The following is a 13,189-nucleotide window of genomic DNA, read 5'->3' on the forward strand; positions in this document are numbered from 1 at the left end:
CCGGCTGGACCTATTTTGGCTACAACCTGCCCTATCATACCACCGCCGGGCACTGTGCCAGCAAAGCTTCGACTGTTCGGCGAAAGCAGCTGCGGCGCTGGTACGGCATGGTGCGGCGCGTGCCTTGGTCACCAATGGCGCCAATCCGGCCAGTGACGGCTGTTCCCAAGGCGTGATCAGTGCACCTCCACCCGAGGTACTGGTCACACGCATCACGGGCGCCGGGGATACCTTCATGGCCGCTCATATGGCCGCAGAACGCGTTGGCTTGCCGCGTGAACAGGCCTTGCAACGCGCGCTTGTAATCGCCGCGACCTACGTTTCCGGAGAACAACCCGCATGACCCTTGTCCCCGTCCTGTCCCCCGAAGTGGCCGCAGCCAAACAAGCCGGTAGTGCCATCGTCGCGCTGGAAAGCACCATCATCACCCATGGAATGCCCTTTCCACAAAACCTGAAAACCGCCCGCCGGGTCGAAGCCGAACTGCGCGCGGCCGGGGCAACCCCGGCCACAATCGCCGTGATCGACGGGCAGCTTTGCGCGGGCCTGACCGATACTCAGCTGGAAACACTGGCCCAGGCTCAAGGCGTTGCCAAGCTCAGCCGCGCCGATCTGGCGGCCTGCATGGCCTTGGGGCATACCGGGGCAACAACCGTCGCCGCGACCATGATTGCGGCCCATCTGGCAGGCATCGCCGTATTTGCCACCGGCGGCATTGGCGGGGTGCATAAGGGGGCCGAGCACAGTTTCGATATATCTGCCGATTTACGCGAACTGTCGCAAACTCCGGTCACCGTGGTCGCCGCCGGGGCTAAAGCGATCCTCGATGTGCCCAAGACGCTGGAAGTGCTGGAAACCTATGGCGTGCCGGTGATCGCCTATGGTCAGCAATCCTTCCCCGCCTTCTGGTCGGCCACATCCGATCTGATCGCGCCGTTGCAGATGGACGATGCCGCCAATATTGCCGCCGCGCACAAGATGCGGGCGCGTCTGGGCCTGCCCGGTGGCCAGTTGGTCGCCAACCCGATCCCGATCGAAGCCGAAATCCCGCAATCGGTGATGGCCCCGGTGATTGCCCAAGCCACGGCCGAAGCAACGGCCAAGGGCATCAGCGGCAAGGCGGTCACGCCCTTCCTGCTGCAACGGATTTTCGACCTGACCGAAGGCCGGTCGCTGGACGCCAATATCGCATTGGTGCTGAACAATGCGCGCCTGGCCGCCGCAATCGCCCGCGAATTGATCTGATACCACATCAAGACCAATCCAAACGCCATCGGGTCATTGTGGTAACCGCCCAAAGCGCCTAGATAGGCGCAACGCCCTTGACCATGCGGTGCTTTCCAAATGACGACCCCTTTCGACGACGAAATTCCACCGCCCCACCGTCCGGGGATGTTTGCCCGTCTGCGGTCCAGTTTCCTGACCGGGATCGTCGTCATTGCGCCGGTCGGATTGACGATCTGGTTTATTTGGTCGTTTGCCGGCTGGGTAGACAGTTTCGTTCTGCCGCTGGTGCCCCAAAGGTTTCAGCCGGAAAAATATGTCGGCATCAACCTGCGTGGCGTCGGCATTTTCTTTTTCCTGTTCTTCACCATTCTGGTCGGTTGGGTTGCCAAGGGGTTGATGGGTCGATCGCTGATCCGGTTCGCGGAATCCTTGGTTCAGCGCATGCCGGTGGTCCGTTCGATCTATTCCGGTGTCAAACAGATTGCCGAAACCGTGTTCGCCCAGTCTGAACGCAGTTTCGAAAAGGCCTGCATGATCGAATATCCGCGCAAAGGCATCTGGGCCATCGGTTTTGTTTCGACCGAAGCAAAAGGCGAAGTTGCGGCTCGCGCTGGTCATCCCGATGACGATGATCTGCTCAGCGTTTTTGTTCCGACCACACCAAACCCAACCTCGGGTTTTTTACTGTATTTCCCGCGTGCGGATGTGATCGAACTCGACATGAGCGTCGAAGACGCCGCCAAATTGGTGATATCGGCCGGTCTGGTCTATCCCAGCGACAAGAAAAAATCCGGCGACAAGAAACCGCCGAAAACCGAGGTCGGCAAAGCCTAGCCGAACATCGCGTTCAGATCGACGCTGCTGCGGGTGTTCAGATCGTCGAAATGCGCTTTCAGGAACTGATCGGCCGCCTCGCGCCCCGCCGATTTCAGCTTGAGCAGGACGAACGGGCTGGGCAGCATTTTCGTGCTCACCGAAAGTTCATTCATCAACGCATCATCCGCGATCATGTGGATATTCAACCGTGCCATCCCGTGTTTCGGATTTCCGGTCTGGCTTTCCAGTTTCTGCGCATAGGAAATCACCCGCAATTCTCGCAACAGCGACGTGTTGAAACTGATTTCATTGATCCGGTTGTTGATCTGTTGCGGCGTGACCGGTATTTCGTCGCGTTGCAGCGGATTTATATTCACGATCAGAATGTCGTCGGGCAGATCATTTGAAAACAGCGGAAACAGCGCCGGATTACCAGTATAGCCGCCATCCCAATAGGCCTCGACCTTTCCGGTTTTGCGGTCTTCGATCTCGACCGCCTGAAAGATCGTCGGCAAACAGGACGACGCGAGCAGAACATCGGTCGAAATCTCCTGCCCCGAAAACACCCGCACCGCACCGCTGCGCACATTGGTGGCCCCGACAAACAAACGCGGCCCGCTGTCACCACAGACCTTGTCATAATCGAATTCCCGCGCCACCGGTTCCAACGGATTGCTGTAAAACGGTCCAAACCCATAGGGCGATGTCATCCGGGACAGGGATTCTGCAAATGTGTACGGAAAGGACAATTCCATCGCCGCATTCAGAAAACCGGCATCGGGAAACAGATCGGCCATCCAACCGGTCATCCGCATGTCCTGAATGGCCCCCAGCCGGGTCCAGAGCCAGTTCAGCCGCGCTGCAGCCCCTTTTGCCCCGTCTTCAACCCACCCCGCCTTCAACGCCGCCCCGTTCATCGCCCCGGCCGACGTGCCCGAGATCGCGGCGATTTCCAGATCAGGCTGCTCCAACAACCGTTCCAGCACGCCCCAGGTAAAGGCACCATGGGCCCCGCCCCCTTGCAAGGCCAGATTGATCCGTTTCTTTGCCATTTGATCTTCCTGCCCCTGGCTCTGCCAGTTTTATTTTATGCGATTGCACCCGGCCGGACCATTCCGCCGCCGGGTGCATCCATTCAAAGCGCGGTCCAGCCACCATCGACGCTGATCGTGGTGCCGGTGATCTGCGCAGCCGCGTCGGAACACAGGAACACCGTGGTGCCGCCCAACTGTTCCACCGTGGCAAATTCGCGGCTCGGCTGGCGTTCCAGCATGACCTTCTTGATCACCTCATCCCGACCCATGCCGTATTTTTCCATCGTGTCGGGAATTTGCGCTTCGACCAACGGTGTTAAAACATAGCCCGGACAGATCGCATTGCAGGTGATCGGATCTTCTGCGGTTTCCAGCGCGGTCACTTTGCTCAGCCCGACCACCCCGTGCTTGGCCGCAACATAGGCCGATTTGAACGGCGACGCAGTCAGCCCGTGCGCCGAGGCGATGTTGACCACCCTGCCCCAGCCCGCTTTGCGCATCATCGGCAAGGCTACGGCGGTGGTATGAAACACCGACGACATATTGATCGCAACGATCGCATCCCATTTTTCCACCGGGAAATCTTCGATCGGGGCTACATGCTGAATACCGGCGTTATTGACCAAGATATCGCAGGTCCCGGCCTGTTCGATCAGCGCCCGGCAGTCGGCGGATTTCGACATATCCGCCTGAATGTAGCGGGCCATCACACCGAATTCTTCTGCGACCTGCTGTGCCAGCGCATGATCTTCCTCCCGGTCGGTGAAGGAATTCAACATGATATCCGCCCCTGCCCGCGCCAGTTCCCGCGCCACGCCCAGACCGATGCCGGAATTCGACCCGGTGACAACCGCAGTCTTGCCTTTCAATGCCATGACCTTCAGATCCTCCTGTCATTATGCATCCGCAGCATACATGACCAAAACGGCGCTGGCGATTAGGTGAAACTACGAAAAAAAACGCCGGCACGAAGCCGGCGTTAAGTTATTGAGGCAGGTTTCATACAGGCAAGAAACCTATCGAGCAGTGATCCCTTTATAAGCCTTCCCGGCCTCGCTTCCAAGCTAAAAAATTGAATTGGGCTGAATCCACCGATAGGCTAAGTGATAAGAAACAAAGGGCTGAGCAGGATTGTTGCCAAAATGCGACCACTGATTTTCCAACCGCTGAGACGACTGGGTTGCGCTTTCGCGCTTGTTTTGCTGGGTTCCGCGCTTACCGCTGACCCGGTGCATGGAATCGCCATGTATGGCGAACCGGCGCTGGCAGCGAATTTTCAAAATTTACCCTACGCCAATCCCAATGCCCCCAAAGGCGGCCGCCTGATCGAAGGAACCACGGGAGGATTCGATTCGTTGAACCCGTTCATCCGCAAAGGCACCGCCCCCTGGATGCAGCGATTCCTTTGTTTCGAATCACTTATGGGGCGAAACTGGGACGAACCGTTTTCACTTTACGGGCTGCTCGCCGAATCGATCGAAGTGCCCGAGGACCGTTCTTGGGTCGCATTCACCCTGCGCCCCGAGGCCCGGTTTTCCGATGGCAGCCCGGTCACCATCGAAGACGTGATCTGGTCGTTTGAAACCCTCGGCACCGAAGGTCACCCCCGCTATCTTGGCTTTCACAACAAAATCGACAAGATCGAACAGACCGGGCCACAGTCGCTGAAGATCAGCTTCAACACCGAAGACCGTGAATTGGCGTTGATCGCGGGACTGCGCCCGATCCTGAAAAAAGCACAATGGCAGGATCGGGATTTCGCCGCCTCTTCCCTGCATGACATCCCGGTCGGGTCAGCCCCTTACGTGGTCGGTGATTACGAACAGGGCCGCTTCGTCAGCTTCCGCCGAAACCCTGATTACTGGGGCAAGGATCTGCCATTGCGCCGGGGCACTGCCAACCTTGATGAAATACGGTTGGAATTTTTTGGCGATGACAGCGTCATGTTCGAAGCGTTCAAGGCCGGTATCCTGACAGCCCATCGCGAATTCAACGCCGAAAAATGGGCCGCGCAGTATGATTTCCCTGCCATTACCTCCGGCAAGGTGGTGACGTCGGAAATCCGCCATCAGCGCCCCACCGGTATCACAGGTTACGCGATGAATGCCCGGCGCGGGCCGTTTTCCGATTGGCGGGTGCGGCAGGCGATGCTGCTGGCGTTCAATTTTCCCTATATCAACGCCACCGTGACCGGCGACCGTCAAAGCCGCATCACCTCGTATTTTTCCAATTCCGAACTGGGATTGCGACCGGGCCCGGCAGACGGCAAGGTCCGCGACCTGCTGCTGCCATTCGCAAACATCCTGCTGCCCGGCACACTGGAAGGCCTCGATCTGCCCAAGGGCGATGCCTCGCCGCGCAATCGTGGTGATCTGCGCAAGGCGGTAAAACTGCTGGAACAGGCGGGCTGGACGGTGCGGGACGGACAATTGGTCGATGCTGGCGGTGCCCCGCTGCGGTTCGAAATCCTGCTGCGCCAGGGTGATCATGGCGGTCAGGCGGTGATGTCGATCTATCGTCAAGCACTGCAACGACTCGGCATCGATATGACGATCACCACCGTCGACAACGCCCAATACGCCGCCCGCGAAAGAAATCAGGATTTCGACATGATCCCGATCCGCCGCGATCTGTCGCTGAGCCCGGGCAACGAACAACGTCTCTACTGGGGCAGCGCGGCGGCCGATGCCGAAGGGTCGCGCAATCTGCCCGGCATCAAACACCCCGCCATCGACGCGATGATCGACACCATGCTACAAGCAACTGATCGGCAGGATTTCATCGCCGCGACGCGTGCGCTGGATCGGCTGCTGACTGCCGGACGCTACGTGATCCCGATCTGGGGCTTCGGCCCCGACCGCATCGCCCATGACGCATCGCTCGCCTATCCCGATACCGTTCCGATCTATGGTGCACGCTATACTTGGATGCCGGAACTGTGGTGGTCGGACAACTAGGAATTCATCGTTCCCAAAATATTCAAACCGATGTCAATCCTGAGACAAAATCCGGGGCCGAAAATCAACTCAGTGACGTGACCCACAGGATCAACGCATCGTCCTGACTGACCGACACCACGTTGTGGCCCATGGTCGCGTCGTAATAGGCGCTGTCGCCACGGCGCATTTCGACCGGTTCATAAAATTCGGTATAAAGCCGTATCACCCCGGTCAGCACGTACAGAAACTCTTCGCCATCATGACGGACCCAGCCGTCGAATTCTTCCATCGATCGCGCCCGCACCCGGGCGCGATAGGGCAGCATCTGTTTCTTGGTCAAGGCCGAGGCCAGCAATTCATGCTCATAGGTGACGGTGGCCTGCGCAACGCCTTCCTCTGCCCGGGTCACCGCCATGCGACCGTTCACCTTTTCACGACTTGGCGGGGTGAACAGCTGCGGCACAGTAATTTCCAGCCCGGTCGCCAGCTTTTTCAGCGCCTCATAGGTTGGCGACATCTGGCCGTTTTCAATCTTCGACAGGGTGGAGCGCGCCAATCCCGCCTGACCTGCCGCCTGTTCCAAAGTCAGCCCGCGCGATTTGCGCAGCTCACGCACCCGCGTGGGCAGGTCCAGCGGTTCCGGTGCCGTCTCGGGCCCGCATTCGCGGGCAATACGGATCAGGGATTTTGGATCTCGATCTTCCGTCATACGGCTTTCATAGCAGCACCGCGATTTCTTGCAACGGGCGGCAGCTGTGTTTAAATCACCTCATGATCTCGATTTTTGACGAAGGCGCCCCCGCGCCCTGCCCCGACACGTTCAACCTGACCGCCCATGTTCTGGCCCATGCCGATGATCTGCCTGACAAGATCGCGCTTGCCGTGCTGTCACCAACCGGGTCGGACCGGTGGAGCTATGCCAAACTACAAGCTGCGGTGCTTGGCACCGGTACCGGGTTGCTGCAAAAGGGTTTCAATCCGGGCGATATCCTGTTGATGCGGCTTGGAAATACGGTTGAATTCCCGATTACCTATCTGGCTGCAATCGCGGTCGGTCTGGTGCCGGTGCCGACCTCGTCGATGTTGACCGCGCCGGAAGTTGCAAAAATGGTGGCGCAACTATCACCGGCAGGCATTTTACATGACGCCGGTGTCGCCTGTCCGAACGATACCGGGTTGCCGGTGATCGATACCGCTGAATTGCTGGCAATGCGCGATCTGCCGCCCGCCGATTACGCGATGGGTGATCCGAACCGGCTGGCCTATATCATCTACACTTCGGGCACCTCGGGCAATCCGCGCGCGGTCTGTCACGCACATCGCGCGATCTGGGCCAGGCAAATGATGCATGACGGCTGGTACGGGTTGCACCAATCCGACCGGCTGCTGCATGCAGGCGCGTTCAACTGGACCTTTACTTTGGGCACCGGGTTGATGGACCCGTGGAGCGTCGGCGCAACCGCTCTGATCCCCGCCAAGGACGTCCCGATCGAGGCATTACCGCTGCTGTTAAAACGTCATGATGCGACTATTTTTGCTGCAGCACCGGGTGTTTACAGAAAACTCCTAAACCATCACGAAAATCTCGATCTGCCCAAATTGCGGCATGGATTAGCCGCGGGGGAAAAGCTGTCCACTGCCCTTTGCGACCATTGGCGCAGAGCCACCGGCACAGAGATTTTCGAAGCCTACGGCATGTCGGAATGTTCCACGTTCATTTCCGCCAGCCCCGACCGGCCCGCCACGGACGGATCGCTGGGCCGCCCGCAAAAGGGCCGCCGCATCGCCATTCTGGGCCCCGATGGTCCCGTCGAACGCGGCGAGGAAGGCACCATCGCCATCGATCGCAACGATCCCGGTTTGATGCTGGGATATTACGGCGCCCAAGAAGAAACCGAAGCCCGTTTTCAAGGTGATTGGTTCATGACCGGCGATCACGGCACGATGCGCACTGACGGGCAGATCGATTATGCCGGGCGGGGGGATGATATGATGAATGCCGGCGGTTACCGTGTTTCCCCCTTGGAGGTCGAAACCGTGCTGCATCACTGCCCCGGCATCCGCGACATCGGTGTTACCGATGTCGAAATCAAGCAAGATACCAGTATCGTCGTGGCCTTCTATACCGCCGATGCCACCTTGCCCGAGGACGCACTGAACGCCTTCGCACAACAAAACCTGGCCCGGTATAAACAACCGCGCGCCTGGGTCCGGCTGGACAGCCTGCCGACCAATCCCAACGGCAAGCTGTCGCGCAAAGCCCTGAAACCGCTGTTTTTACCCACCAAGCAACCTGATTGAACCGCCTGCCCCTTTCCAAAGGCTGCAATTCGCCCTAGTTGAGGGCGCATAACAAAGGACGTGAATGATGGACAAAGCGGTCAAGCTCGATATTCTTTCCGACCCGATCTGCCCGTGGTGCTATATCGGCAAAACCTATCTCGATCGGGCATTGGAACAGCGCCCCAACCACCCCTTTGTTGTGGAATGGCATCCGTTTCAGCTCAATCCGGAAATGCCGCGCGACGGCATGGACCGGCGCGGCTATCTGGAAAGCAAGTTCGGTGGTAAGGATGGTGCGATCAAGGCTTATATGCCGGTGGTCGACCACGCCAAACAAGCCGGGTTGCAGATCAATTTCGACGCCATCGAAAAAACACCGAATACGCTCGATGCGCATCGCCTGATCCGTTGGGCAGGGATCGAAGGCATGCAGACGGCGGTGGTTTCTGCATTGTTCAAAGCCTATTTTCAGGATGGCCGCGATATAGGCGATCACGACACGCTGGCCGATATCGCCGACAGTTGCAGCATGGATGCTGCCGTCGTTCGGCGCCTGCTGGCCACTGATGCCGATGAACAGGAAATCCGTGACCGTGACACTGCCATGCGTGAAATGGGGATTAATTCAGTCCCCACCTTCATCGTGGCCAGCCAACACGCAGTCCCCGGCGCGCAGTCAACCGATCTGTGGCTGAAGGTGATCGACGAAATCATGTCCAGCGCCAACGACTGACTGAGCGACATACCACCAATTCAATTCGACAAGACACCAGCGATCAATCGGAAAGGATTGATCGTCAAAAGCGACTGATCCCGTCATAGAAAAAGACGCAAACATGCGCCTTATCGTCAGGCGGAATCATCTGCAAAATACCGTAATTGTCCCATCTGGCCCCTGTCTACCGGCTGTGATAGCGCCAGAGTGACTTAAAAACCGAAGGTTTTGCATGACACCCCGTGCCCCCCTGTCCCGCGTAGAATTCATTGCCCTGCTGGCGATGCTTTTTGCAACTGTCGCCTTTTCGATCGATTCGATGCTGCCCGCCCTGCCCCAGATCGCGCTGGAACTCAGCCCCGACAACGCCAACCAGGCGCAATTGGTGCTGACCAGCTTTGTATTCGGCATGGGGGTGGGGACGTTCTTTACCGGTCCGCTTTCGGACAGATTTGGACGTAAACCAGTGATCTTGGCCGGGGCCGGGCTGTATATTTTTGGGGCTTTGCTGTGCTTCGCAGCACAGGGGCTGGAACTTGTTCTGGCCGCACGGATCATTCAGGGGCTCGGTGCGGCCGCACCCCGGGTTGTCGGGCTGGCGATTGTCCGCGATCTTTATGCCGGGCGTGGCATGGCACGGATCATGTCCTTTGCAATGATGGTGTTCACCTTGGTTCCCGCCATCGCGCCGCTGATGGGGTCGTGGATCATAGCGCTGTCCGGTTGGCGCAGCATTTTCCTCGCCTTCATCCTGTTCGCGCTGTTTTCCGCTGGCTGGTTGGGCCTGCGGCAACCAGAATCCCTGCCCCGGGACGCCCGCCGGCCGCTGCATCTGCAAACCCTTTGGCAGGCGGTGCTGGAAATGTTCGCCCATCCGACGGTGCGGTATTCCATTCTGGCGCAAACGCTGAGCTTTTCGTTGCTCTTCATGGCGATCAGCCTTATTCAGCCGATTTTTTCCGATGTTTTCGATCAGTCGGAACATTTCGTCTACTGGTTTGCCGGCATCGCGTTGTTTTCCGGTTCGGCCAGCCTTCTCAACGCGGCTTTGGTGATGCGCTATGGGATGCGGGCACTGGCGACGCTGGCACTTGGCGTTCAAACGGTGTTGTCCGTGCTGATGACCGCGATCTGGCTTTTCGGCCTACGCGGTGACCCCATGTTCTATATCTTCCTGATCTGGATGACCTCGATCTTCTTCCAAGTCGGCCTGACACTGGGCAATCTCAACGCCATCACGATGGAACCGATGGGGCATATCGCTGGCACCGCAGCCAGCGTCAGCGGCGGTCTTGCCACCGTCTTCGGTGCCGCGATCGCTGCCCCTGTTGGTCTGGCCTTCAATGGCACACCTTTGCCGCTTTCGATCGGCATTGCCTTGGCGGCCGGCCTGGCCTTCATCACGTTGCAATATATGCGCAGACTCGAAATCCGCGGCTTTGCCTGATCGCTTGGGTAAACCCGATATAGCGGTTGCGCCAAAATGTATACATTTGTATACAACCCCAGGCCAATGCCATTGGCCGCCTAAAATTTGTATCCCTTTCTGAGACAGAGGCCCCAAATGTCCAAGATCAAGGTAGACAATCCCATCGTCGAAATGGACGGCGATGAAATGACCCGCATCATCTGGCAATTCATCAAGGACAAGTTGATCCTGCCCTATCTCGACATTGACCTGCTTTATTATGATCTGGGTATCGAAGAACGCGACCGGACCGATGATCAGATCACCATCGACGCCGCCCTGAAAACCAAGGAAGTCGGCGTCGCGGTCAAATGCGCCACCATCACCCCGGACGAAGCCCGGGTCGAAGAATTCGGCCTGAAACAGATGTGGAAATCGCCCAACGGCACCATCCGCAATATCCTTGGCGGGGTTGTGTTTCGCAAACCAATCATCTGCAGCAATGTACCGCGACTTGTACCGGGCTGGACCAAACCGGTCGTGGTGGGCCGTCATGCCTTTGGTGATCAGTACAAGGCCACCGATTTCCATTTCCCCGGCGCGGGCAAGCTGACGATGAAATTCGTCGGCGAAGACGGCACCGAAATCGAACGCGACGTCTATGACGCCCCGTCGGCGGGCGTGTTCATGGGGATGTATAACCTCGATAGTTCAATCATCGATTTCGCCCGTGCATCGCTCAATTACGGTTTGTCGGTGAAATGGCCGGTCTATTTGTCGACCAAGAACACCATCATCAAGGCCTATGACGGCCGCTTCAAAGACCTGTTCCAGCAGGTCTATGAAGAAGAATTCGAAGACCGGTTCAAAGAGGCCGGCATCTGGTACGAACACCGGCTGATCGATGATATGGTTGCGTGCTGCCTGAAATGGTCCGGCGGCTATGTCTGGGCGTGCAAGAATTACGACGGCGATGTGCAATCCGACACCGTGGCGCAGGGCTATGGGTCGCTGGGTCTGATGACGTCGCAGCTGATGACGCCCGATGGTAAAATCGTCGAAGCCGAAGCGGCCCATGGCACCGTGACCCGCCATTACCGCCAGCATCAGGCGGGCGAAGCGACGTCGACCAATTCGATCGCTTCGATCTATGCCTGGACCGGCGGGCTGAAACACCGCGCCAAGCTGGATGACAATGCCGCGCTGATGGGCTTTGCCGACACGTTGGAAAAGGTGATCGTCGATACGGTCGAAAGCGGCTTCATGACCAAGGATCTGGCGCTGCTGGTCGGACCCGATCAAGGTTGGCTGACCACGATGGGATTTCTGGAAAAGATTGACGAAAATCTCAGCAAAGCGCTGGCGGGCTGATCCCGCTGGCACGGTCGGATAGATATCCGAGATTGTTTTGCTTGCACTCGCACCGGTTTTCTGGTCGCTACTGGGTGCGCGATCCTGGCTGTCGGGATTGGTACTTTGTGCGTTAGAATTTTAGGACACCAATGCCCAAAACATATCTCATTCTATTGGCGGCAGTGGCCACCGAAACCATCGGCACAACCGCGTTGCAAGCGAGCCAGCAATTCAGCCGGCTTTTGCCGTCGCTGTTGGCGATCGCGGGCTATGGGTGCAGTTTCTGGCTGTTATCCCTGACCCTTAAGATACTTCCTGTCGGTGTCGTCTACGCGCTCTGGTCCGGCTTGGGCATCATCCTGATTGCCCTGATCGGTTTTGTGGTCTTCGGCCAGAAACTGGACCTTGCCGCAGTGCTGGGCATGGGCCTGATCCTGGCCGGGATCCTTGTCATTAACCTGTTTTCACATACAGGCCATTCCTGATCAGGATGGCGTACGAAGCCGTTTGATCAGGCTGGACGTGTCCCAACGCCCACCGCCAAGCGCCTGCACATCCTTGTAGAACTGATCGATCAGCGCGGTCACCGGCAGTGTGGCCCCAATTTCATCTGCCGTCGACAGGCAAATGCCCAGATCCTTGCGCATCCAGTCGACCGCGAAACCATGTTCAAACTGGTTTTCGATCATGGTTTCATAGCGGTTCACCATTTGCCAACTCCCGGCAGCGCCGCCGCCGATCACCTCGACCACCGCGCGCCCGTCCAGCCCCGCTTGTTCGGCAAAGTTCAGCCCTTCGGACAGGGCCTGCACCAAACCGGCAATACAGATTTGATTGACCATCTTGCACATCTGGCCAGCACCGCTTTCGCCCAACCGTTTGCACAGCTTGGCATAAGCGCCGATTACCGGTTCAGCCTTGGCATAGGCACCTTCTTCGCCGCCACACATCACCACCAGTTGACCGTTTTCGGCACCAGCCTGACCGCCTGAAACCGGCCCGTCGACAAAAGACACCCCCTGATCCTTGGCCACTGCGCTCAATTCAGTGGTCACCTTGGCCGACACAGTGGTGTGATCGACGAAAACCGTCCCCGCGGCCATGCCCGCGAAAGCCCCGTCATCGCCCAAACAGATGGCGCGCAAGTCGTTGTCATTGCCAACGCAGGCCATGACGAAATCGCAGCCTTCTGCGGCGTCTTTCGGCGTCTGCGCCATCTGGCCGCCAAATTCTGCCACCCATTTTTCCGCTTTTGCAGCCGTACGATTGTACACCGTGACCGTATGGCCGGAGTTTTGCAAATGCCCAGCCATGGGATAACCCATTACGCCCAGACCCAGAAAAGCAACTTTCGCCATATTTACCCCCAATTGTTTGTCTTTCCCCAAGTTTGTGGCTAGCTATCGGCGCGAAG

General features: G+C 58.0%; 13 protein-coding genes. 9 read left to right on the plus strand and 4 right to left on the minus strand.

Annotation, left to right across the window (positions count from 1 at the left end):
* The 3 genes from TG4357_RS01760 to TG4357_RS01770 form a co-directional block, all read left to right on the plus strand.
* Positions 1-343 (plus strand): PfkB family carbohydrate kinase (locus tag TG4357_RS01760; RefSeq protein ID WP_144433913.1); only part of this gene is annotated, 343 nt, incomplete at its 5' end.
* Positions 340-1,245 (plus strand): pseudouridine-5'-phosphate glycosidase, encoded by a 906-nt coding sequence (locus TG4357_RS01765; protein ID WP_058261163.1) that lies wholly within the window; start codon positions 340-342, stop codon positions 1,243-1,245. The genes TG4357_RS01760 and TG4357_RS01765, both read left to right, overlap by 4 nt.
* A gap of 99 nt (positions 1,246-1,344) precedes the next feature.
* Positions 1,345-2,061, plus strand: coding sequence for a DUF502 domain-containing protein (locus tag TG4357_RS01770; RefSeq protein WP_058261164.1), 717 nt, complete (start codon positions 1,345-1,347; stop codon positions 2,059-2,061).
* Here the strand turns inward: TG4357_RS01770 and TG4357_RS01775 are convergent.
* Positions 2,058-3,095: a patatin-like phospholipase family protein gene (locus tag TG4357_RS01775; protein WP_058261165.1), complete on the minus strand. Its 1,038-nt coding sequence runs from the start codon at positions 3,093-3,095 to the stop codon at positions 2,058-2,060. The two genes, TG4357_RS01770 and TG4357_RS01775, sit on opposite strands and share 4 nt — an antisense overlap.
* Before the next feature lie 83 nt (positions 3,096-3,178).
* The gene (locus TG4357_RS01780; protein WP_058261166.1) at positions 3,179-3,952 is read right to left on the minus strand and encodes a 3-hydroxybutyrate dehydrogenase; all 774 of its coding nucleotides are present in this window, start codon (positions 3,950-3,952) and stop codon (positions 3,179-3,181) included.
* 267 nt (positions 3,953-4,219) lie between these two features.
* Between TG4357_RS01780 and TG4357_RS01785 the strand changes: the two genes are divergently transcribed.
* Entirely contained in the window at positions 4,220-6,034 is a 1,815-nt protein-coding gene (locus tag TG4357_RS01785) for an extracellular solute-binding protein (protein ID WP_082644044.1), read from the plus strand.
* 64 nt (positions 6,035-6,098) lie between these two features.
* Here TG4357_RS01785 and TG4357_RS01790 read toward each other — a convergent pair whose 3' ends face one another.
* Positions 6,099-6,725, minus strand: a complete 627-nt coding sequence (locus TG4357_RS01790) for a helix-turn-helix domain-containing protein (RefSeq protein WP_058261167.1) — start codon at positions 6,723-6,725, stop codon at positions 6,099-6,101.
* Between the two features lie 62 nt (positions 6,726-6,787).
* Between TG4357_RS01790 and TG4357_RS01795 the strand changes: the two genes are divergently transcribed.
* From TG4357_RS01795 to TG4357_RS01815, 5 genes are all read left to right on the plus strand, one after another.
* Entirely contained in the window at positions 6,788-8,317 is a 1,530-nt protein-coding gene (locus TG4357_RS01795) for a class I adenylate-forming enzyme family protein (protein WP_058261168.1), read from the plus strand.
* A gap of 67 nt (positions 8,318-8,384) precedes the next feature.
* Positions 8,385-9,032 carry a DsbA family oxidoreductase gene (locus TG4357_RS01800; RefSeq protein WP_058261169.1) on the plus strand — a complete coding sequence of 216 codons (648 nt, stop codon included), beginning with the start codon at positions 8,385-8,387 and terminating at the stop codon, positions 9,030-9,032.
* Between the two features lie 214 nt (positions 9,033-9,246).
* Entirely contained in the window at positions 9,247-10,461 is a 1,215-nt protein-coding gene (locus TG4357_RS01805) for a multidrug effflux MFS transporter (protein ID WP_058261170.1), read from the plus strand.
* 117 nt (positions 10,462-10,578) lie between these two features.
* Positions 10,579-11,793 (plus strand): NADP-dependent isocitrate dehydrogenase, encoded by a 1,215-nt coding sequence (locus tag TG4357_RS01810; protein WP_058261171.1) that lies wholly within the window; start codon positions 10,579-10,581, stop codon positions 11,791-11,793.
* Positions 11,794-11,924: 131 nt separating this feature from the next.
* On the plus strand, positions 11,925-12,260 hold the full coding sequence (locus TG4357_RS01815; RefSeq protein WP_058261172.1) for a DMT family transporter: 336 nt from the start codon (positions 11,925-11,927) through the stop codon (positions 12,258-12,260).
* Here the strand turns inward: TG4357_RS01815 and TG4357_RS01820 are convergent, their stop codons facing one another.
* Positions 12,261-13,133 carry an NAD(P)-dependent oxidoreductase gene (locus TG4357_RS01820; protein WP_058261173.1) on the minus strand — a complete coding sequence of 291 codons (873 nt, stop codon included), beginning with the start codon at positions 13,131-13,133 and terminating at the stop codon, positions 12,261-12,263. It lies immediately after the preceding gene.
* Positions 13,134-13,189: the final 56 nt, after the last annotated feature.

It is taken from the genome of Thalassovita gelatinovora (assembly GCF_001458355.1).
In the GTDB taxonomy this organism is placed as follows: domain Bacteria; phylum Pseudomonadota; class Alphaproteobacteria; order Rhodobacterales; family Rhodobacteraceae; genus Thalassobius; species Thalassobius gelatinovorus.

Bases quoted from the DNA above. Each gene is read 5' to 3' on its own strand.
- TG4357_RS01765 (WP_058261163.1), top strand. From the start codon at position 340: ATGACCCTTGTCCCCGTCCTGTCCCCCGAAGTGGCCGCAGCCAAACAA.
- TG4357_RS01770 (WP_058261164.1), top strand. From the start codon at position 1,345: ATGACGACCCCTTTCGACGACGAAATTCCACCGCCCCACCGTCCGGGG.
- TG4357_RS01775 (WP_058261165.1), bottom strand. From the start codon at position 3,095: ATGGCAAAGAAACGGATCAATCTGGCCTTGCAAGGGGGCGGGGCCCAT.
- TG4357_RS01780 (WP_058261166.1), bottom strand. From the start codon at position 3,952: ATGGCATTGAAAGGCAAGACTGCGGTTGTCACCGGGTCGAATTCCGGC.
- TG4357_RS01785 (WP_082644044.1), top strand. From the start codon at position 4,220: ATGCGACCACTGATTTTCCAACCGCTGAGACGACTGGGTTGCGCTTTC.
- TG4357_RS01790 (WP_058261167.1), bottom strand. From the start codon at position 6,725: ATGACGGAAGATCGAGATCCAAAATCCCTGATCCGTATTGCCCGCGAA.
- TG4357_RS01795 (WP_058261168.1), top strand. From the start codon at position 6,788: ATGATCTCGATTTTTGACGAAGGCGCCCCCGCGCCCTGCCCCGACACG.
- TG4357_RS01800 (WP_058261169.1), top strand. From the start codon at position 8,385: ATGGACAAAGCGGTCAAGCTCGATATTCTTTCCGACCCGATCTGCCCG.
- TG4357_RS01805 (WP_058261170.1), top strand. From the start codon at position 9,247: ATGACACCCCGTGCCCCCCTGTCCCGCGTAGAATTCATTGCCCTGCTG.
- TG4357_RS01810 (WP_058261171.1), top strand. From the start codon at position 10,579: ATGTCCAAGATCAAGGTAGACAATCCCATCGTCGAAATGGACGGCGAT.
- TG4357_RS01815 (WP_058261172.1), top strand. From the start codon at position 11,925: ATGCCCAAAACATATCTCATTCTATTGGCGGCAGTGGCCACCGAAACC.
- TG4357_RS01820 (WP_058261173.1), bottom strand. From the start codon at position 13,133: ATGGCGAAAGTTGCTTTTCTGGGTCTGGGCGTAATGGGTTATCCCATG.